The organism is Sphingobium sp. EP60837 (assembly GCF_001658005.1).
Classification (GTDB): Bacteria; Pseudomonadota; Alphaproteobacteria; order Sphingomonadales; family Sphingomonadaceae; genus Sphingobium; species Sphingobium tyrosinilyticum.
This window is the reverse complement of sequence record NZ_CP015986.1, coordinates 1,156,984-1,175,050: the sequence shown is the minus strand read 5'-3', so window position 1 is coordinate 1,175,050 and position 18,067 is coordinate 1,156,984. Positions and strand designations below refer to the sequence as shown.

The following is an 18,067-nucleotide window of genomic DNA, read 5'->3' as shown; positions in this document are numbered from 1 at the left end:
TCGTCTCCTCAGATCCGCTTCGACAGCGCGATCGCGGCGCGGCATCCCAGGCGAATGACGCCCGACAGCAATGGATAGGCGGGCGCTTGCTCCGCGCCATGAGCTATGGCGGTGTCGCGATGCTCCACCTCTTCCGCCTGAAAATCCTTAATGGTGGCGGCAAGTTCCGGATCGTCCCCGGCCAATGCGTCCAACTGTTCTGCATAGTGGCGATCAATCTCGGTCTCGATCGCGGCGGTGCAGGCCATGGCGGCGTTGGGGCCAATCGCGGCCGTTACCGCGCCCAGGGCAAAGCCCGCCATATCCCAGACCGGCTGCAGCGCCGTTGGCCGTACGCCTCGCCGCGTGATCATCGCATCGAAAATCTTGCGGTGCCGTTCCTCCTGTGCCGCCATGCCCGCGATTACGCGCGCATGGGGATGGCGATCGCCCAGCACGGCGAGCTGCCCCGCATAGATGCGCGTCGCGCCAAACTCGCCCGCCTGATCGACGCGCAGCATGGCGGCGCGTTCGGCGTCCGTCACTTTCCGGCCGGGACGGGGGAAATTCTTCGGCGCGCTCATGCCTCTTTCCTTGCCTTGATCAGCAGCACCAAGATGGCGAGGGCGCTGGCGCCCGACAAGAGCCCGTTGAAACCCGCCAGCGAAATGCCCATCAGCGTCCAGGGCGCGACGTCGCACCGCGTGATCGGTGTCGCCATGATCTGGTTCAATATGTCGGCAGGATTGCCTCCCGCCGGACTGGTGGAGCAGGCGGTCAGCCCTTGCCACCAGCCATATTCGACGCCCGCGTGGAACAGCCCGATGCCGCCGCTGATCCCGATCGCCAGCCCCGCAAGCCCCGCGAAAAGCGCGCTGACGCAGGGCCGCCCCGTCGCACCATAGGCGATCAGCGCCAGCGGGATCGCGGCGAAATGCGGGTAACGCTGCCACCAGCACATCTGGCAGGGATGCAGGCCGCCAATATATTGCGACGCATAGGCACCCCCCAGCAACAGCAGCGGCACGGCCAAGGCGAGGGGGCGAGCAAGGGGTAAGCTCTTCATCATGCCCGCTTAAACCGCCTGGCACCTTTCGTCATGCTGAACTTGCGTCAGCGCCCGAACTTCCTCTGGGTCTTGCCGTAGCGCAGCTTCCGCGTGCCCGGCTTCCCCTCGGTCGCCCGCCCGCGGGGAGCCGCCACCTGCTGGTCGGCGGGCAGGCCAAGTTCTTCCGCCTCCAGCTTGCGGATTTCGTCGCGGATGCGCCCGGCTTCCTCAAACTCCAGATCTGCGGCGGCGGTCCGCATCTTCTTTTCGAGATCCTCGATATAAGCGCGCAGATTGTGGCCGACGAGGTGCGGCCGGTCGTCGATCCCTGTGTCGATCGTGACCTGATCCTTGCTCGCCACATGGGCGATGATGTCGCCGATATGGCGCTTGATCGTGGTCGGCGTGATGCCATGCTCGGCATTATATTCCATCTGCTTCTCGCGCCGCCGCGAGGTTTCATTGAGCGCTCGCTCCATGCTCCCGGTGATCCGGTCGGCATAGAGGATCACCCGCCCATCGACATTGCGCGCCGCGCGGCCGATGGTCTGGATCAGCGAGGTTTCGGAACGCAGGAAGCCCTCCTTGTCCGCGTCGAGGATCGCCACCAGCCCGCATTCGGGAATGTCCAGCCCCTCGCGCAGCAGGTTGATGCCGATCAGCACGTCATAGACGCCCAGCCGCAGGTCGCGGATCAGCTCGATACGCTCCAGTGTCTCGACGTCCGAATGCATATAACGGACCTTGATCCCCGCCTCATGCATGAACTCGGTCAGGTCCTCCGCCATCCGCTTGGTCAGCGTGGTGACAAGCGTGCGGTATCCTTGCGCCGCGACCTTGCGGCATTCGTTGATCAGGTCGTCCACCTGATCCTCGACCGGCTTGATCTCCACCGGCGGGTCGATGAGGCCAGTCGGGCGGATGACCTGTTCGGAGAAGGTGCCCCCCGTCTGATTCATCTCCCACGGCCCCGGCGTTGCGGACACGCTCACCGTCTGCGGCCGCATTGCGTCCCACTCGTTGAAGCGCAGCGGCCGGTTGTCGATGCAGCTCGGCAGGCGGAAGCCATATTCAGCGAGCGTGATCTTGCGCCGATGGTCGCCGCGCGCCATCGCGCCGATCTGCGGCACCGTCTGGTGGCTCTCATCTACGAACAGCAGCGCGTTTTCTGGCAGATATTCGAACAAAGTCGGTGGCGGCTCGCCCGGCAGACGCCCGGTCAGGAAGCGCGAATAATTCTCGATCCCCGCGCAACTCCCGGTCGCCGCGATCATCTCCAGATCGAAATTGGTCCGCTGCTCCAGCCGCTGCGCTTCCAGCAGCTTGCCCTCGGCGGTCAACTCCTTCAGCCGCTCGGTCAGTTCATGCCGGATCGCCTCCATCGCCTGCTTCAGCGTCGGCCCCGGCGTGACATGGTGGCTGTTGGGAAAGACCTTCACATATTCCAGCGTAGCGACCTTCTTCCCCGTCAGCGGATCGAATTCGACAATGTCCTCGATCTCATTGCCGAAAAAGCTGACCCGCCAGGCGGTATCCTCATAGTGGGACGGGAAAATCTCCAGATTATCCCCCTTCACCCGGAAATTCCCGCGCGCGAAGGCCGCATCGTTGCGCTTATATTGCAACGCCACCAGTTTGCGGATGATCTCCCGCTGGTCCTCGACCTGGCCCTTCTTCATCGAGAAGGTCATGGCCGAATAGGTTTCCACCGACCCGATGCCATAGAGGCAGGACACCGAAGCGACGATCAGCACATCGTCCCGCTCCAGCAGCGCCCGCGTGGCCGAGTGCCGCATCCGGTCGATCGCCTCGTTTACGCTCGACTCCTTCTCGATATAGGTGTCCGACCGCGGCACATAGGCTTCGGGCTGGTAATAGTCATAATAGCTGACGAAATATTCGACGGCATTCTCCGGGAAGAAGCTCTTGAACTCCCCGTAAAGCTGCGCCGCGAGGATTTTGTTCGGCGCCAGCACCAGCGCTGGCCGCTGCAACGCCTCGATCACCTTTGCCATGGTAAAGGTCTTGCCCGAGCCCGTGACGCCCAGCAGCACCTGGTCCTTCTCGCCCTGCAGCGCCGTTTCCACCAGTTCGGCGATGGCCGTGGGCTGGTCGCCCGATGGCTCATAGTCCGAAACCAGCTTGAACGGTCGCCCTCCCTCGCTCTTTTCCGGGCGCGCGGGGCGGTGGGGGACGAAGCCTTCGCCGGTCTCGGGCTCGTCCAGCGTGGTGCGGATTTGAATTGTCATCGCCGCTTGATATGGTCTCGCACCACCGGGGGTGCAACAGGGAGGATATCGATGCGCAAACCGCTATTGGCGCTGGCCGGAATGACTGCGATGCTGGCCGCTTGCGGCGAAAAGCCGTCCGGCGACCCGCAGACGAAGGAGCAGGTCGCCAAGGAGGTCCAGAAGGTCCAGCTGAAGCCGGGCCAGTGGGAAGGCGCCTACACGCTCGAAGACATCGACATGCCGAACATGCCCGGCGGCAGCGGCGATGAGATGGAAGAGCAGATGAAGAAGGTGATGAACCGCACCTCTATCAAATACTGCGTTTCACCCGAAGAAGCGGCCAACCCCAGCGGCAAGATGTTCTCCGGCCAGGAGAATAAGGACTGCACCTATAAGGGCTTCGACGCCACGGGCGGATCGGTGAAGGGCGAGATCGCCTGCAAGTCCGAACATGGCGCGATGAACGCGGTCATGTCCGGCAGCTACGCGCCTGAAAGCTATGAAATGCACATGGACATGAAGATGACCGGCGCACCGGGCGGTATGGACATGAGCATGAAGGCGAAGACCAGCGGCAAATGGGTTGCCGCCAACTGCACCGAAAAATGAACGATAGCTCAGCGTGCTGGCTCTGCGCCCGCCCGCTGGGCAAACGTATAGAATGGCACCATCCCATCCCGAAAAGCCGAGGCGGGCGCGAAACCGCGCCCGTTCACCCCATTTGTCATCGCGCCATCCATGCGCAACTCAGCAATGCCGAACTAGCGCGGATCCGGGGCGATCCCGCTCAACTGCGCGCGCATCCCGGCATCGCTCATTTCCTGAATTGGGTCGCGAGCAAGCCTCCGGATTTCCACGCGCCCACACATAGGAGGCGTTGATCCCCTAACCCGCATATTTCTCTTGCGCTTTCCCGTCCGTGGAGCGAGCCTCCCGCCGTTCCGTAAGTGAACAGGGGAGAGGATATGCGAAAGACGATTCTGGCGGCGCTGCCGCTGGCGATGACGCTTGGCCTGACAGGATGCGGCAATGAGGCGCCTGAGCCTGAAGCCGTGGAAGCGCCGATCCTGATGAAGGCGGGGGAATGGACGATCACCCGCAAGACCACTGGTTACAACACCCCCACCGTCACCCCGGCCGAATATCAGGCCGCGCTCAAGCAGACGGAGGAGGACAAGCTCTGCATCGCCGTCGATGCCGCGGGTGTGCCGGACGCCAACGCATTGGCCGGCGATGAAGGGAAGAATTGCGCTTACAAGGATAAGCTGCTGCGCAAGGGCCGGCTGATCGCCACCCTGTCCTGCAAGTCTGGCGCGGGCACGTCGGAAATCGTGCTGGAGGGCAATTATACCGCTGATACGCTGACGCTCGGCAGCACCATGACCAAGACCGTCGGCGGTAGCCCGGTACTGCGCACGACCCACGATCTCAGCGGCAAGCGCGCAGGCGAATGTAGTAAGACCTAACGTCCCGGCAGTCATTTGCCCGTTCGTGTCGAGCGAAGTCGAGACGCAGGAAGCGCTGTGCTCCCGACTTCCCTCGATCGAACGGCCTTTAGCGAATGGACCAAGGGGGTTTCAGCAGCGCGCCTGCCTGAAATCGCCAATGCAGCCGCGCCCATTCTGTGGCATCCTGCCGCCCGGCATCTTAGCGGCGGAGACTCGTCCCATGCTGTTTCATCTTTCGATTGCGGCCCATGATCCCAGGCATGTCGCAGAGGTCATCGCGGAAATGTGGCGCGGCGAAGCTCATTATTTCCCGCCGGTGACGCCCGGCAGTTGGATCGCAATGGCGGGCGACGATCGCGGCACCGCTGTGGAGGTCTATCCGATCGACACCGTCCTGCGCGAGGAGGAAGGCGACGCCGACTCCTTCGGCGACCGCACGGGCGAAACCCGCTTCACCGCCACCCACGCCGCCCTGGCCACGCCGCTGACCCAGGACGAGATAATGGCAATTGCCGCGCGGGAAGGCTGGCCCGCCAAATTTCGCAAGCGCGGCGGAGCCTTTGGCGTGGTCGAACTGTGGATCGAAGGGCGGCAGATGATGGAATTGCTGACCCCGGCAATGCAGGCCGAATATCTCGCCGCGATGGCGGGCGCCAATTACCGCACCATGTTCTCGCCGCCCCCGTCGGCATGATGCGCTCTTAAGCTATTTGCAAATATGTGCCTCTAGCCTTCTCTGCGGGAAGGACAGGCATGCAACTCACTCAGATTGGGCTTTTCGTCATCGGAACTTTGGCTCTTGTAAGCTGCGTTCAGCCTCAGGACGATCCGGCCAACCCTCCGCGCCTAGGTCAGTGGCATGACCGTATGATGCTGACCAGTATAAGGTTGAACGACAGAGCGTTGAAGGAAGAGGAAGTTCCGCCCCAACTGCGGAAGATTTTTGACAAATTTAACAAGGATGATCGCTATTGCGGCGAACCGCACCCGCGAGACCGTGGGGAGATGCAGGCGCTGCTCAATGAAAAATTTGCTCGTTGTGAACTTGAACAGCTAACTTCCGAAGGCGCCCATGTGCAGGTGCTGGTACGTTGTCGGCCAAGTGGCGAGCAGGACGATGTTTTGGTAACCGCTCGCGGCAATGGCTCGCTCGGTCCAAACTATGTCACCTTCGATGTCGATGCGATCGCTCGCGTCACCGAAGAGACTGGCGGCAATTATCTGCTGGTGGCGTCGGGCCGGCGTGAAATCATTAGAACGGGCGATTGCTGATCTTCATTCCAACGCCCTGATCGCCCGCTCATCGCACCGTTTGGAACCCCGCGTTACCGCCGAATAAACCGGCACATGTATCGCCTGCCCGATCCGCAGCGGCGCGAACCGCTTGCGTGCGATCCCTTCGCAGCGCAGATATAGTTCCAGCATGCGCGGCGGCGTGCTCCATTGTTCGTAGGACAGGCGGAACGTGCCCCAATGAATGGGAATCGCCGTTGAGGCGTTGAGTTTTTCAAAGACGCCGACCGCCTGTCTTGGTCCGATATGCGAATCCGACTCCATCTGCCCCGGCCAGAAACGGAAGGCGCCGATGGGGATCATCGCCAGCCGGATCGGTCCCAATCGCGCCGCTTCCTCCGGCCAAGCCATATCCCCTGCGCCCGTATCGCCTGCGAAGAAGATGTTGCCGGCCCGCGTTTCGATGAAGAAGCTCGACCACAAGGCCCGGCTGCGGTCGGTGCCCCAACGGCTGCTCCAATGATGGTTACGCAGCACATGGACGCGATAGTCCGGGCAATGTTCGTAATTTTCGCACTGGATGACCGTATCCGTGCCCAGGCCGTTAAGCGCCGCGCCGCTGACCGATTGCCCCCAATCGATCGCCGTCGATGGGATGCCATTGTCCTTGAGGATTTTGTCATTGCCAAGGCTGGTGATGATCTGGGGCCGGTCCCGCTCCCAGAGTCTTTTCAGCGTGGGGATGTCCATATGATCATAATGATTGTGACTGATGATGATCAGGTCGATCTTGGGCAGGTCCTCGAACCGGATGCCCGGCTGCGCCACGCGCTTGGGTCCCAGCGGCGGGAAAGGGCTGGCATAGTCCGACCAGATCGGATCGGTCAGAATGTTGATCCCAGCGGCCTGCACCAGCACCGTCGCATGGCCGACCCAGGTGGCCACCATGCCGCGCGGCGCTGCGAAGGCAGGCGGACGCGAGGGCTTTACCGCTACCGCATCGGGCCATTCGGGCCGGTCGTCCCGCCCCATCAGCCAGCGGGCGATGAAGCCGCGCCTGTTGCTCCCGGGCGGCGCGGAAAAGCGGATTTCGCCATCAGGATTGAAGAAGCGCTCGCCATCATAATGGCGGCTGACCGGTCCTTTATAATAGATGCGGTCGAGAAAAGGCGGGACAATCGTGATCGCCAGGCAGAGCGCAATGACGAGAAACAGCAGCGCAACCCCGGCTCCGCGCACGATTTTCCCGATGATGAGCCCCATGCCGTCTCCTGCGATGATCACCATGCAGGGTCATAGCCACCCTTGGGCGAGGGGCAAGAGGCGGCCCCGCCTTCGCGGCTTAATGGTGCATGTGTCGCAGCCAGGGAAGCAGCCGCCGTTCCAGCGCGCCGGTGCCATTTTCCTCACCGTCCAAAAACGGAATGGCATAGGCTTCCAGATCATCTTTCAGCAGGCTGGCGCCCTGGCTCGGACGATGCAGGTCCACTACCGCGCCATCGGGGAACTGGCTGGCGAGCGCCGCCATGCCGTCGCTGACGCTCGCATAGGGACCATCGACCTCATAATCCTCCGCCAGCAGCAGATCGACCATCGGTCCGGCGAGCGTCGGGTCGTCTTCCACCAGCAGGATGCGTCCATGATTGCCCGCCATCATCGTCGCTCCAGCCCGAAATGACTGCGATAGCGGTTGAAGCAGCGATCTCCGCAAGTCAGCCGGATCAGAGCGCCTTCGGCAATCGCGGTCGCCCGGCGCGGGTCTTCCGCCACTGCAGGCTTGATCGCCAACTCATTCCAGTCGCGGCTATGCTTGACGTCCAGAACCGCGTGCAGATCGAAATAACGCCTCTCCGATTGGCTGAGCCCGATCCGCCGCAGCGCGCGTGCGGTATGCGCCGACCGTCCGGGCGCCGTCAGTTCGATCACGCCCAACGCGCCGACACTGTGCCAGGCATAGCATCGCTGCGTCGCCATCGCGGTCATCGCATTGGCCAGCGCCAGGCTTTCCCAGGCGGTTGCTTCGATCGACGGCGACAGGTCCAGCGTGGTGACTAGCTGCGCCAGCATCGGGCCATGCATGCCCTTTTCATTGCCGCGCCCCATCTCGTCCCAATAGTTTCGGGCGAGTTCGAGCTTGGGCGAATCCGGCAGCTTCACCTGGGTCATCGCGACAAGGTCGTCAAACCCGGCCTCGCCAGCGGCTTCCTGGGTCAGGAACCAGCGTATCTCGTCCCGCTCGGCCTGCTCGGCCAGCCAGGGGAACAGAGGGTCATGCTGTCCGGGGCCTGACTGTTCCAGATCCTCGAACCAATGAATGAACCCATCAGGATCGGTTGGAGCCTGCGCTGCCCGGTCGCGTATCTGCGCGCGCAACTCCTCGATAAATCCATGCTCCAGCCGCAGTATGACCTCATCCTGCCGGAACCTTTCCTCCCAATCGTCGGGATAGGCCGGGGCAAGCCGCTGCCGGTTCCAATGGCTGAGCCGTTCCTGAAAGGATTGCTGAAGAAACTGCGACTCGCAACTTGGTGCGACGAAACGTGTAGCCACGAAAAATTCTCTCCTGATTGTACCCCTGTTCAATTCGGCGGAGCGCCTCGCGTTCCCCCTAAAGTGCCTAATCAAGATCATTCTATTTGCTGTTTCATCCATGAAAACGCATCGCAGCCTCGCGTCGCGCGTTCCTAAAAGCAGGAGGAACCGATGCTTTCACTTCCCCATCGTTCGATCCAGCGAGCGGTTCAGCAGAGCGTCGCCAGGCTGTTCGGCTCCGGCGGTGAGCGTATCAATCTCGACTCCCCTCTCGGCGATCAGGGACTGTTCGGTCCCCAATCGATGGCGTGGCGCGTACATGCTGACTTCACCACGATGATGATCGGCGGCATCGCCGCCCTCCTCCTGCAGATGCTGCACCCGGCGGCGCTGGCAGGTATCTGGGATCATTCCCGTTTCCGCGAAGACCGCAGCGGCCGCCTGCGTCGCACCGCGCAATTCATTGCGGGCACGACCTATGGCGGAACCGCCGAAGCCGAACGCCTGATCGCGCGCGTCCGTGATGTTCACGACAGGGTGGAGGGGCAGTTGCCGGACGGCAGGCACTATCGGGCCAACGACCCGGCTCTGCTGCGCTGGGTCCATGTCGCAGAGGTCTATTCTTTCCTGTCAGCTTACCGCCGCTATCGCGCGCCGTTTCTGACGACCCGCGAACAGGATCGCTACTATGGTGAGATGGCGCGCCTAGCTGAGCGGCTCGGCGCCACCGAAGTTCCGCGCACCGCCGCTCAAGTGCAGGATTATCTCTTTGCGATGCGGCCGCAGCTTCGCTCCGATGCTCGCACGCAAGAGGTTTCGTCCTTCCTTCTGAAACCCCAAGCCGGGCTATTGAGCTCGCCCTTCAGCAAGATTGCGATCGATGCCGCCATCGATCTTCTGCCGCCTTGGGCCGCCCGCATGCATGGCTTCCATTCCGGCCCCGGTCGCCATCGGACACGCGCGCAGCTCGCCTCCATGGCGGCCTTCCTGCGCTGGGCGCTCGACGGCGGCTCTGCGCAGCGGGCGCAACGGCGCCTGGATCAGGCTTTCAGCAGCTGATCCAGTTCGGCAGGGCGCAATTCCATCTGTAGTTGATCGCATGTGCATTGTCGTGGGGCCTTGTCGGGCCGCCACCGCAAGAAACGCGTGCCATGGCGAAACCGCCCGGCAGTCACCTGGTCATAAACGACTTCCACCACCAGCTCCGGACGGAGCGGTTCCCATGCGCTTTCCTCGCCCCGATTCCATCGACTGGGTCCGCCCGGCGCCTTACCCGTAAAGCCCGGCGCTCCCACAAACGGCGTCAGTCGTTGCAGCAGCAAAGGGCGCTCGTCAGCCTTGAAGCTGGACGTGAAGCCGACATGGTTCAGCGCCCCAACCTCATCATAAAGGCCCAGCAGCAATGACGCCGCACCTTTTCCGTCTTCGGTCCGGCGAAAGCCGCCGACAACACAATCCGCGCTCCGATAATTTTTGACCTTCATCATGGCTCGCTCGCCTGAGCGGTAGGGCAGGTCGATCTGCTTGGCGATGATCCCATCCAGCGCACCGCCGCTCCGCTCCAGCCAGGTCGTGGCCACTTTCTCCCTTTCTGTGGCCGGCGAGAGGAGCAGAGTCGCGGTGCCTTCCTGTTCATAAAAGCGCTCTAGAGCGGGCCGCCGTTCGCGTAGCGGCGCGCCCGTCAGGTCCTCATGGCCAAGTATCAGGCAGTCGAAAAGCATCAGCTGCGCCGGGGTTTCGCGAGACAGCCGCAGGATCCTGCTCTCGGCAGGGTGGAGCCGCTGTTGCAGCGCATCGAAGGATAGAGCTCCACCCAGGGGCAGGATCAGCTCACCGTCCAGAATATAGCGCTGCTCTTTTGTCGATAGCAGGGCCTCAACGATCTCCGGAAAGAAGCGGGCCAGCGATTTGCCAGACTTCGAGCGGATGTCCGCGCTCTTGCCGTTCCGCCCGACCACAGCACGGAAGCCGTCCCATTTGGGCTCATATTGCCAGCCTGGCGGCAAGGGCAGTTCTGCAACCAGCCGCGCCTCCATCGGCAAGGGCAGGGATATGGGCTCGCCGGAAGTCATCACCGGACCTCACCCGATTGATCAAGCGTGATGACGACCGGCGCATGATCGCTCGTCCGCTCCCACCCGCGCGGGACGGTATCGACTTCCGCTGCCTTCAGCATCCGCGCCGCTACCGGGTTCAGCAGCAGATGGTCGATCCGCAGGCCCGCATTACGCTCGAAGGCCCCACGCCAATATTTCCAGAAGCTGTAAATGATGTCGTCGGGATGCAACTGCCGGATCGCATCGCTCCACCCTTGGTTCAGCAGCGTTTGGTAGGCGGCGCGAACTTCCGGCGCGAACAGCGCATCGTCGCGCCACCGCTCAGGCGCATAGACGTCAAGGTCGGCGGGCATGACATTATAATCGCCCGCGACAATTACCGGCGCATCCAGATCGATCAATGAGGCAAGGTGAAGCCGCAGTCGCTCGAACCATCGCAGCTTGAAATCGAATTTGGGTCCCGGACGCGGATTGCCGTTGGGTAGGTAGAGACCGGCGACCAGCACGCCGTTCACCGCCGCCTCGATATAGCGGCTCTGGACGTCTTCGGGATCGCCCGGCAGGCCCCGGCGCGTTTCGTGAATGTCTCCAACGCGGCTCAATATAGCGACGCCGTTCCATCGACTCTGCCCGTGCCAGACAGCCTGATAACCGGCATCCTTGATCGCTTTCTCTGGGAAATTCTCCTGCGGAGCCTTCAATTCCTGCAGGCAAACAATGTCGGGCGCGGCGAGGTCGAGCCATCGCAGCAGTACTGGGAGCCGTCCATTGACGCCATTAACATTGTAAGTTGCGATCTTCATGGCTTTTGAAAAGCTAGACGTTCCGCAGCGCAATTGGTTCGACGGCCGCAGGAACGCCATCCGCGCAGGCCCGTTCCTGTCGCTCGAGGTACAGCATCGGAGCAAATGATGGCAGATGATCGGACGGAGCGGCCCGCGAACGAGGCCAGCCTAGCAAAGCAGGCGTCTCCCAAACCTGCGACGCCGACGGAGAAGGAAAAGCAGCAAATCGCCGATGCTAAGGAACGCGCTAAGAAGGATCAGGAGGAACTGCGTTCACAGGGTTTCGGCGATCACAAGGGGACGGAAGGATTCTGAACAGGCACCAAGCAAAAGGCCGCCCGGATAAAATTCCGGACGGCCTTTCCATTGTCAGCCGATTGGACGCGCTCAGAAGAGGCGGACCCCCGCGGCGGAGGTCAGGCTCTTCGTTTTTGCCGTAACCGGCACGTGACAATGAGACATCAGACCACCTCCTTTCCATTGTTGACGATGACCGGGATATGGGTCGCCATTCCGACAGGACAAGGGGTTTTGCGCGCAAGCTCACTGCTTGGCGGCGGCTAACATTATCCCCTTGGCGGAAAGTGAGCGGAAGGTGATGGACAAGCGGCCCCTGTCCTGGGGCATAATGCTATGTTCCCAGTCATGACGCGCTTCACCTGAAAGATGATAGACGGATCGTGGCGCCAAGGGAATGCTAAGGCGGTCGAAGCCCGTGGCCGTTCGCTTGCGAAACCGCAGCGCCGCAGCCGTTTCCAAGGAGATGCCGACAACATGGTCGAACACCGGCCTATCCCGGTGCCACCCGATGCCCGCACCTGGATCGTAGCGGATCAGCAGCGCCTGGACCAGATCGGCGTCGGCAAGTCCCGCGAAGCGGGCCGCGCGCGCCTTGATCGGCGCAAGCCAGGAGGGGATCGGGTCGCTTGGCCCGAAGCGACCATTTTCAAAATCATAGGTCCATCCGAGCGACAGGGTCAGCCGCTTTCCCGTCCATCCCTGAAAGCGGAAGGGCGAGAGGGGCAGGGTGTTCATCTGCGCGATCAGTATCGCTTCTTCGTCCGGGGCGACGAACTCCTCTTCGTAGGAAAGGCCGGGGATAACCGGCGTTTCGAAGAGGCTTGGCTGCCTCATTTTCTTCGCCGTCCCAGCCGCCGCCTATTGCTGTCCACCGCCTTGCGGTAATGGGCGATGGAGGCGCGCATCGCCGCGTCGGGCGTCGCGCCTAGCGTGCCGGTCATCGCCTTCCATTGCAGGACGCTTATGGCTTCGATTTTTTCGACCACCATCCGCTGAGCCTCCAGCGCAGCGGCTGGATTGCCGGCGAGAAGCTTGGGTATTCGGATGCCGATCACCGTCCAAGCTTCCACACCCAATTGCCAACTTTCGATGGCGAGCCCGAACGGATTGATCTTCTGCATGATGACAGAAGGGCTCGCCTCCCGTTCGGGTTCCGTCGTCCGGAGGCTGAGCTTCACTTATTCCGCCAGGAAGCTCAGCAGATCACCGTTCAGCCGGTCCGGCGCCGTGGCGAACAGGCCGTGCGGTTCACCTTCATACTCGATCAGCTCCGCGCCAGCTATGCCTGCCGCCGCTGCCCGGCCGGTGGGATCGATCGGCACCGTCTTGTCGCTGGTCCCGTGAATGACCAGGGTAGGGATGTCGAAGGCGGCGAGGTCCGGCCGGAAATCGGTGCGACCGAACGCGCTGATGCAATCGATCGTCGCCTTGGGGCTCGCCATGATCGCCAGCGCGAAGGTCCAGTCCAACAGCGCGCTGCTGACCGGCTTGGAAACGAGGCCGATGCCATAGAAGCTCTTGGCGAAGGTCTGAAGAAAGGCGAAGCGGTCCTCCCGCACCTGCGCTTGCATCTGGTCCAGAACGGATTCGTCCACGCCATCCGGATTGCTGTTATCCTTGAGGATATAGGGGACGACCGACGCAACAAGCGCCACTCGGTCCACCTTGGCCGAACCATAGCGCGACAGATAGCGGGCGATCTCGCCTCCCCCCATGGAGAAGCCGATCAGAGAGACTTTGGGCGCGCCAACCTTTTCGATCACCGCCGCAAGGTCGTCCGCGAAAATATCATAATTATAGCCGCCCGCCGGATGACCCGATTGGCCGAACCCGCGCCGGTCATAGGTGATGACGCGGTAGCCTGCCTCCAACAGCGCCAGTGTCTGATATTCCCACATGTCGCCGGATAACGGCCAGCCATGAATGAGGATGACGGGGTGGCCGGATCCCATGTCCTTTACGTGAATCGCATGACCTTCGGGGGTTTGGATATGCATAGGAGCCACTCCTTCCTCTTTGAGTGACCGCAACCGGCAAGGCGGCGCATCGTTCCATCGGGACAGTCAGGGAGCCATGTTGCATGCGCGGCGTTGGACGGCCGAGGAGACAGAGATGACCCATAAGCCCCACGTTCCCGCCGGCAGCCAGTCGCCCTACCCGCTACACCCCGCGCCAATGCAGCAAACACTGCCTCGTTCCGTTCCGGTCAGCCCCCCCGAAGAGCGGCAGGCGCGGGCTTTGGCTACGCATTCCACGGGCTGGACGATCGGGGTTGGGCTTGCCGTCATCGCCTTGAGCTTCCTGTTTCTGCGCCGCCGCTGAGAGCGGAACAAGCTCCGCCAAGCTGGGTTGAACAGACGTGCGGTGGGGCGCCATCAGCGGCCTCAAACAGGCCAACGGAGGATGTCATGGTGACGCTTACTCCCCTGGAAATTGGCCTGGGACTGGTCGTTCTTGTCCTATTGGCCGGGATTGTGGCTCTCGTCGTACGCAACCGGCAGCGCGCAAATCTGAGGTCCAAGTTCGGACCCGAATATTCCCGGACGGTTGAAGAGGTCGGCAGTTCGCGCAAGGCGGAAGCCGAGCTGCAGGAAAGGGAAAAGCGCGTGGCGAGTTTTTCGCTCCGCCGTCTCTCGCCGCAGCAGGTGGACATGTTCACCGATGGCTGGATGAAGGTGCAGAACCAGTTTGTCGATGATCCGCAAGGCGCGGTGTCTCGTGCAGATGTCCTGCTTACTGAAGTGATGGAAGCGCGCGGCTATCCGATCGTCGATTTCGACCGCCGCTCGGCCGACCTGTCTGTCGATCATCCCGAAGTTGTGCAGAATTATCGCTCGGCACATGATATCGCCATCCGCCATGCTCGCGGCGAAGCGGACACCGAGGATTTGCGCCAGGCGATGATCCATTATCGCGCGCTGTTCGAGGAACTGGTGCACGAACCGGGCGAGCCCAATGGCGCTTCGCACATTCCCCGGCCCAGCCGCTTTGGTGACACTGACTATGGCAGGCGTGACCTGCACTAAGAGTTGAACTGTCACTGCCGCCGCGAAGTTCGTCTTCGCGGCGGCAATCATATTCAGGCCGTGGCGGTCAGGCTCGAGCGGCGGCGGTCAAAGCGGTCGGCGTTCATCACGTTGACCCAGGCCGCGACGAAATCATCCACAAACTTCCGGCCTGCGTCTGCACCGGCATAGACTTCAGACAGCGCCCGCAGCTGCGAGTTTGATCCGAAGACCAAATCGACCCGCGTCGCCGTCCATTTCTGCTGATCCGTCCTGCGGCATGTGCCGATGAACAAATCGCCCTTGTCGCTTCCCGCTTTCCAAGCGGTGCCCATGTCCAGCAGGTTGACGAAAAAGTCGTTGGTCAGCTGGCCCGGCCGATCAGTAAGCATGCCATGCCGCGATCCGCCATGGTTGACGCCGAGTACGCGCAACCCTCCCACCAGAACGGTCATCTGCGGTGCGCTGAGGCGCAGCAGACTGGCGCGGTCGATCAAGAGTTCTTCGACCGGCACGCGATAGCTGACCGGCAGATAGTTGCGGAAACCATCGACCTTGGGCTCCAGCACGGCGAAGCCTTCCATATCTGTCTGCTCCTGCGACGCATCCGTGCGGCCGGCGGTAAAAGGCACCACGATGCCATGGCCCGCATCTTTCGCCGCCTTTTCGATGCCAACCGAACCGCCCAGCACAATGAGGTCGGCGATGCTGACCTTCTTCCCACCCGCCGCGCTGCCGTCAAACTCGGCCTTTATCCGTTCCAGGACGCCAAGCACATGAGCAAGTTCTCGAGGTTGGTTGACGTCCCAATCCTTCTGCGGGGCGAGGCGAATACGCGCACCATTTGCGCCGCCGCGCTTATCAGATCCGCGGAAGGTGGAGGCCGACGCCCAGGCCGTTTGCACCAGTTCGGTCACCGTCAGTTCCGACGCCGAAATCTTTTGCTTGAGCGCTTCTACATCCGTCTCATCGATCAGCGCATAGTCAGCCACAGGGATCGGGTCCTGCCAGATCAGATCCTCGGAAGGCACGTCGGCACCCAGATAGCGGGTTTTGGGACCCATGTCGCGATGGCACAATTTGAACCAAGCGCGCGCGAAGGCATCGGCAAAGGCGTCGGGGTCGTTGCGGAAGCGTTCGGCGATCTTGCGATATTCCGGGTCTTCGCGGAACGCCATGTCGGCCGTCGTCATCATCGTCGGCAGGCGCTTATCCGGGCTGTGCGCGCCGGGGGCGAGGTCTTCCGGCTTCTGATTCACCGGCTGCCATTGATGCGCCCCCGCCGGGCTCTTCACCAGCTCATATTCATAGTCGAGCAGCATGTGAAAGAAGCTCATGTCCCATTGGATGGGCGTTGGCGTCCACGCGCCTTCGATGCCGCTGGTGATCGTGTGATCGCCGACGCCCGACTCATGTCCGCTGTGCCAGCCCAACCCCTGCTGAGCGATGTCCGCGCCCTCCGGCTCCGCGCCGATCTTTGATGCGTCGCCTGCGCCATGCGCCTTGCCGAAGGTATGGCCGCCCGCGGTTAGCGCCAGCGTCTCTTCATCGTTCATCCCCATGCGGGCGAAGGTTTCGCGAATATCGCGGGCGGACTGGAGCGGATCGGGATTGCCGCCCGGCCCTTCGGGATTAACGTAGATGAGCCCCATCTGGATCGCGGCGAGCGGCTCTTCAAGGGCCATTTCCTTGTCAGGCTGGATGCGGGTCTGGTTGTCGGGATTGCCGACCCACTGTTCCTCGGTGCCCCAATAAATGTCCTTCTCGGGTTCCCAAACATCCTCACGTCCGCCGCCGAAGCCGAACACGGGACCGCCCATGGATTCGATCGCGACATTGCCGGTCAGGATCATGAGATCCGCCCAGCTCAGCTTGCGGCCATATTTCTGTTTGACCGGCCAGAGCAGGCGGCGCGCCTTGTCCAGATTGGCATTGTCGGGCCAACTGTTGAGCGGCGCGAAGCGCTGCCCGCCTGACGAAGCGCCGCCGCGACCGTCTCCGGTGCGATAGGTGCCAGCGCTGTGCCAGGCCATGCGGATGAAGAAGGGACCGTAATGCCCATAGTCCGCAGGCCACCAGGGCTGGCTGTCGGTCATCAGCGCATGCAGGTCCTGCTTGACCGCTTCCAGATCGAGCGACTGGAATTCTTTCGCATAATCGAAGGACTCGCCCATCGGATTGGCGTGAGCGCCATTTTGATGAAGGATCTCCAGAGATAATTGGTTCGGCCACCAGTCGCGGTTGGTTCGGCCGAGCAGCGACCGCAGCGCCGCTATTTCCTTGGCAGGGCAACTGAGCGGGCTTCCCCCGGTTTTTGCGTCCATGACATGGCTCTCCTTTAGATTGCGATTGGAAGCGTAGGCTTCGTCGCGGATGCAGGAAAGCGATTAACATCGGTCATCATGATCGATAAAAGCGATCACAAGCGTCTGGCGCACGAGCGGTCCAGGCCCGAATCCATTGCGGCTTTTTGGTTCCGCTCCGTTATCCTTTGGTGTAACGTGCAGCTGTTGGCCATGAGGCGTTTCTCATGCCGAGACGATGCGCTGCGTAGGTCAAGAAGGCCGCTCCCGGCACCAGTCCCGACTGAGGGTTAGGAAGCTCAAGCGTCGTCATGGCGGCTTCCAAGGGAGAGCGACCATGGCAATTACGCAACCAGCTGATCTGACATCCCGCCGCGATGAATATGAAATTCGCAAGATCGGCTTTGAAGACCTTCGCATCTCGCTTCGGCAAGGCTGGGAAGATTTCCAGGCCAAGCGCGGCGACCTGGTCTTCATCGGCTTCATCTACCCGCTCGTGGTGCTTTTCGCCATTCTGATCGCCAGCCGGGTATCGATCCTGCCGTTGCTCTTCCCGCTCCTGGCAGGCTCCGTCCTGTTCAGTCCGCCACTGGCGAGCGGCTTTTACGAATTGGCGCGACGCCGCGAACAAGGGCTGGATTCTCGCTGGCGGCATTTCCTGGATGTGGTCCGCGGCCCGTCCGCGCCTTCGCTGCTGGACCTGACCAGCGTCACGGCCATGTTGTTCCTGGCCTGGATCGCCGCCGCCTGGTTCATTTATAATTCAACCGTTGGCACGCTGGGCCACGAGGCGGTGTCTTCCGTGGGCGCGTTCCTCAATGCCGTGTTCGGCACATCCGAAGGCTGGAGCATGATCATCATCGGCAACTTGGTGGGGCTTGGCTTCGCCATTGTGGCGCTGGCGATCAGCGTTGTGTCCTTCCCGATGATCATCGACAAAAATGTTAATTGGGGGATCGCGCTGCGGACATCAGTCAAGGTCGCCTGGAACAATCCGGTGACGGTGGCGGCGTGGGGACTGATCGTCGTGGCCCTGTTGATCCTGGGCGCGCTGCCGGGGCTGGTGGGTCTGGCCGTCGTACTGCCGTTACTCGGATATGCGACCTGGCATCTCTATACGCGCGCGGTGGTTCGCTGAAACAGACA

22 protein-coding genes are annotated in these 18,067 nt (G+C 62.0%); 10 read left to right on the top strand and 12 right to left on the bottom strand.

The annotated features are described in order from the left end of the window. Nucleotides 1–8: 8 nt before the first annotated feature. Genes EP837_RS05730 through uvrB form a run of 3 tightly spaced genes read right to left on the bottom strand, consistent with a single transcriptional unit; the run spans nt 9 to nt 3,276 of the window. On the bottom strand, nt 9–563 hold the full coding sequence (locus EP837_RS05730) for a demethoxyubiquinone hydroxylase family protein (protein ID WP_066525302.1): 555 nt from the start codon (nt 561–563) through the stop codon (nt 9–11). Then, entirely contained in the window at nt 560–1,045 is a 486-nt protein-coding gene (locus EP837_RS05725; RefSeq protein WP_066528814.1) for a disulfide bond formation protein B, read from the bottom strand. The genes EP837_RS05730 and EP837_RS05725 overlap by 4 nt, the downstream gene beginning before the upstream one ends. A 47-nt stretch (nt 1,046–1,092) precedes the next feature. Further along, complete coding sequence (gene uvrB / locus EP837_RS05720) at nt 1,093–3,276, bottom strand: excinuclease ABC subunit UvrB (RefSeq protein WP_066525299.1); 2,184 nt, start codon at nt 3,274–3,276, stop codon at nt 1,093–1,095. 51 nt (nt 3,277–3,327) lie between these two features. Here uvrB and EP837_RS05715 point away from each other — a divergent pair, with 51 nt between their 5' ends. The 5 genes from EP837_RS05715 to EP837_RS05700 all read left to right on the top strand — a co-directional run bounded on the left by EP837_RS05715 (nt 3,328) and on the right by EP837_RS05700 (nt 5,978). Continuing rightward, nucleotides 3,328–3,867: a DUF3617 domain-containing protein gene (locus EP837_RS05715; RefSeq protein WP_066525297.1), complete on the top strand. Its 540-nt coding sequence runs from the start codon at nt 3,328–3,330 to the stop codon at nt 3,865–3,867. After that, nucleotides 3,864–4,139 carry an HNH endonuclease gene (locus EP837_RS21505; RefSeq protein ID WP_156518406.1) on the top strand — a complete coding sequence of 92 codons (276 nt, stop codon included), beginning with the start codon at nt 3,864–3,866 and terminating at the stop codon, nt 4,137–4,139. Before EP837_RS05715 ends, EP837_RS21505 begins: the two co-directional genes overlap by 4 nt. Nucleotides 4,140–4,223: 84 nt before the next feature. Beyond that, a complete protein-coding gene (locus EP837_RS05710) occupies nt 4,224–4,724 on the top strand; it encodes a DUF3617 domain-containing protein (protein ID WP_066525295.1) in 501 nt (166 codons plus the stop codon). A 202-nt stretch (nt 4,725–4,926) separates the two neighbouring features. Next, a complete protein-coding gene (locus tag EP837_RS05705; protein WP_066528813.1) occupies nt 4,927–5,400 on the top strand; it encodes a hypothetical protein in 474 nt (157 codons plus the stop codon). 176 nt (nt 5,401–5,576) lie between these two features. Continuing rightward, nucleotides 5,577–5,978 (top strand): hypothetical protein, encoded by a 402-nt coding sequence (locus EP837_RS05700; protein WP_197486316.1) that lies wholly within the window; start codon nt 5,577–5,579, stop codon nt 5,976–5,978. A 3-nt stretch (nt 5,979–5,981) separates the two neighbouring features. On the opposite strand, the gene EP837_RS05695 is transcribed toward EP837_RS05700, so the two are convergent. From EP837_RS05695 to EP837_RS05685, 3 genes are all read right to left on the bottom strand, one after another. After that, a complete protein-coding gene (locus EP837_RS05695) occupies nt 5,982–7,202 on the bottom strand; it encodes an MBL fold metallo-hydrolase (RefSeq protein WP_066528811.1) in 1,221 nt (406 codons plus the stop codon). Nucleotides 7,203–7,281: 79 nt separating this feature from the next. Further along, nucleotides 7,282–7,593 carry a response regulator transcription factor gene (locus tag EP837_RS05690; RefSeq protein ID WP_082919652.1) on the bottom strand — a complete coding sequence of 104 codons (312 nt, stop codon included), beginning with the start codon at nt 7,591–7,593 and terminating at the stop codon, nt 7,282–7,284. Beyond that, the gene (locus EP837_RS05685; protein ID WP_066525281.1) at nt 7,593–8,489 is read right to left on the bottom strand and encodes an iron-containing redox enzyme family protein; all 897 of its coding nucleotides are present in this window, start codon (nt 8,487–8,489) and stop codon (nt 7,593–7,595) included. The genes EP837_RS05690 and EP837_RS05685 overlap by 1 nt, the downstream gene beginning before the upstream one ends. 153 nt (nt 8,490–8,642) lie before the next feature. On the opposite strand from EP837_RS05685, the gene EP837_RS05680 reads away from it, so the two are divergent. After that, the gene (locus EP837_RS05680) at nt 8,643–9,530 is read left to right on the top strand and encodes an oxygenase MpaB family protein (protein ID WP_066525280.1); all 888 of its coding nucleotides are present in this window, start codon (nt 8,643–8,645) and stop codon (nt 9,528–9,530) included. On the opposite strand, the gene EP837_RS05675 is transcribed toward EP837_RS05680, so the two are convergent. Both EP837_RS05675 and xth read right to left on the bottom strand, forming a co-directional pair. Next, on the bottom strand, nt 9,512–10,543 hold the full coding sequence (locus tag EP837_RS05675) for an ATP-dependent DNA ligase (RefSeq protein WP_082919557.1): 1,032 nt from the start codon (nt 10,541–10,543) through the stop codon (nt 9,512–9,514). The two genes, EP837_RS05680 and EP837_RS05675, sit on opposite strands and share 19 nt — an antisense overlap. Further along, on the bottom strand, nt 10,543–11,331 hold the full coding sequence (gene xth, locus EP837_RS05670; protein ID WP_066525279.1) for an exodeoxyribonuclease III: 789 nt from the start codon (nt 11,329–11,331) through the stop codon (nt 10,543–10,545). The genes EP837_RS05675 and xth overlap by 1 nt, the downstream gene beginning before the upstream one ends. 108 nt (nt 11,332–11,439) lie before the next feature. Between xth and EP837_RS05665 the strand changes: the two genes are divergently transcribed. Beyond that, complete coding sequence (locus EP837_RS05665; RefSeq protein WP_066525278.1) at nt 11,440–11,628, top strand: hypothetical protein; 189 nt, start codon at nt 11,440–11,442, stop codon at nt 11,626–11,628. A 228-nt stretch (nt 11,629–11,856) separates the two neighbouring features. Here EP837_RS05665 and EP837_RS05660 read toward each other — a convergent pair whose 3' ends face one another. From EP837_RS05660 to EP837_RS05650, 3 genes are read right to left on the bottom strand one after another with little or no spacing between them, the layout of a single operon-like run. Then, nucleotides 11,857–12,447, bottom strand: a complete 591-nt coding sequence (locus EP837_RS05660) for an alpha-ketoglutarate-dependent dioxygenase AlkB (protein WP_066525277.1) — start codon at nt 12,445–12,447, stop codon at nt 11,857–11,859. Next, nucleotides 12,444–12,791: a hypothetical protein gene (locus tag EP837_RS05655; protein WP_225870580.1), complete on the bottom strand. Its 348-nt coding sequence runs from the start codon at nt 12,789–12,791 to the stop codon at nt 12,444–12,446. Before EP837_RS05655 ends, EP837_RS05660 begins: the two co-directional genes overlap by 4 nt. Then, nucleotides 12,792–13,610, bottom strand: a complete 819-nt coding sequence (locus tag EP837_RS05650; protein ID WP_066525274.1) for an alpha/beta fold hydrolase — start codon at nt 13,608–13,610, stop codon at nt 12,792–12,794. A 115-nt stretch (nt 13,611–13,725) separates the two neighbouring features. Here EP837_RS05650 and EP837_RS05645 point away from each other — a divergent pair, with 115 nt between their 5' ends. Next, entirely contained in the window at nt 13,726–13,935 is a 210-nt protein-coding gene (locus EP837_RS05645) for an MYXO-CTERM sorting domain-containing protein (protein WP_156518400.1), read from the top strand. Nucleotides 13,936–14,024: 89 nt separating this feature from the next. Continuing rightward, nucleotides 14,025–14,639: a hypothetical protein gene (locus EP837_RS05640; RefSeq protein ID WP_197486315.1), complete on the top strand. Its 615-nt coding sequence runs from the start codon at nt 14,025–14,027 to the stop codon at nt 14,637–14,639. A gap of 53 nt (nt 14,640–14,692) precedes the next feature. Here EP837_RS05640 and katG read toward each other — a convergent pair whose 3' ends face one another. Then, entirely contained in the window at nt 14,693–16,942 is a 2,250-nt protein-coding gene (gene katG, locus EP837_RS05635; protein WP_066525267.1) for a catalase/peroxidase HPI, read from the bottom strand. Nucleotides 16,943–17,258: 316 nt separating this feature from the next. On the opposite strand from katG, the gene EP837_RS05630 reads away from it, so the two are divergent. Continuing rightward, nucleotides 17,259–18,059: a DUF2189 domain-containing protein gene (locus EP837_RS05630; RefSeq protein WP_066525265.1), complete on the top strand. Its 801-nt coding sequence runs from the start codon at nt 17,259–17,261 to the stop codon at nt 18,057–18,059. Nucleotides 18,060–18,067 lie beyond the last annotated feature (8 nt).

Coding starts and splice junctions, on each gene's coding strand:
- EP837_RS05690 (WP_082919652.1), bottom strand. CDS start 7,593: ATGGCGGGCAATCATGGACGCATCCTGCTGGTGGAAGACGACCCGACG.
- EP837_RS05645 (WP_156518400.1), top strand. CDS start 13,726: ATGACCCATAAGCCCCACGTTCCCGCCGGCAGCCAGTCGCCCTACCCG.
- EP837_RS05650 (WP_066525274.1), bottom strand. CDS start 13,610: ATGCATATCCAAACCCCCGAAGGTCATGCGATTCACGTAAAGGACATG.
- EP837_RS21505 (WP_156518406.1), top strand. CDS start 3,864: ATGAACGATAGCTCAGCGTGCTGGCTCTGCGCCCGCCCGCTGGGCAAA.
- EP837_RS05680 (WP_066525280.1), top strand. CDS start 8,643: ATGCTTTCACTTCCCCATCGTTCGATCCAGCGAGCGGTTCAGCAGAGC.
- uvrB (WP_066525299.1), bottom strand. CDS start 3,276: ATGACAATTCAAATCCGCACCACGCTGGACGAGCCCGAGACCGGCGAA.
- EP837_RS05700 (WP_197486316.1), top strand. CDS start 5,577: ATGCTGACCAGTATAAGGTTGAACGACAGAGCGTTGAAGGAAGAGGAA.
- EP837_RS05730 (WP_066525302.1), bottom strand. CDS start 563: ATGAGCGCGCCGAAGAATTTCCCCCGTCCCGGCCGGAAAGTGACGGAC.
- EP837_RS05630 (WP_066525265.1), top strand. CDS start 17,259: ATGGCAATTACGCAACCAGCTGATCTGACATCCCGCCGCGATGAATAT.
- EP837_RS05710 (WP_066525295.1), top strand. CDS start 4,224: ATGCGAAAGACGATTCTGGCGGCGCTGCCGCTGGCGATGACGCTTGGC.
- EP837_RS05705 (WP_066528813.1), top strand. CDS start 4,927: ATGCTGTTTCATCTTTCGATTGCGGCCCATGATCCCAGGCATGTCGCA.
- katG (WP_066525267.1), bottom strand. CDS start 16,942: ATGGACGCAAAAACCGGGGGAAGCCCGCTCAGTTGCCCTGCCAAGGAA.
- xth (WP_066525279.1), bottom strand. CDS start 11,331: ATGAAGATCGCAACTTACAATGTTAATGGCGTCAATGGACGGCTCCCA.
- EP837_RS05715 (WP_066525297.1), top strand. CDS start 3,328: ATGCGCAAACCGCTATTGGCGCTGGCCGGAATGACTGCGATGCTGGCC.
- EP837_RS05725 (WP_066528814.1), bottom strand. CDS start 1,045: ATGAAGAGCTTACCCCTTGCTCGCCCCCTCGCCTTGGCCGTGCCGCTG.
- EP837_RS05660 (WP_066525277.1), bottom strand. CDS start 12,447: ATGAGGCAGCCAAGCCTCTTCGAAACGCCGGTTATCCCCGGCCTTTCC.
- EP837_RS05675 (WP_082919557.1), bottom strand. CDS start 10,543: ATGACTTCCGGCGAGCCCATATCCCTGCCCTTGCCGATGGAGGCGCGG.
- EP837_RS05665 (WP_066525278.1), top strand. CDS start 11,440: ATGGCAGATGATCGGACGGAGCGGCCCGCGAACGAGGCCAGCCTAGCA.
- EP837_RS05695 (WP_066528811.1), bottom strand. CDS start 7,202: ATGGGGCTCATCATCGGGAAAATCGTGCGCGGAGCCGGGGTTGCGCTG.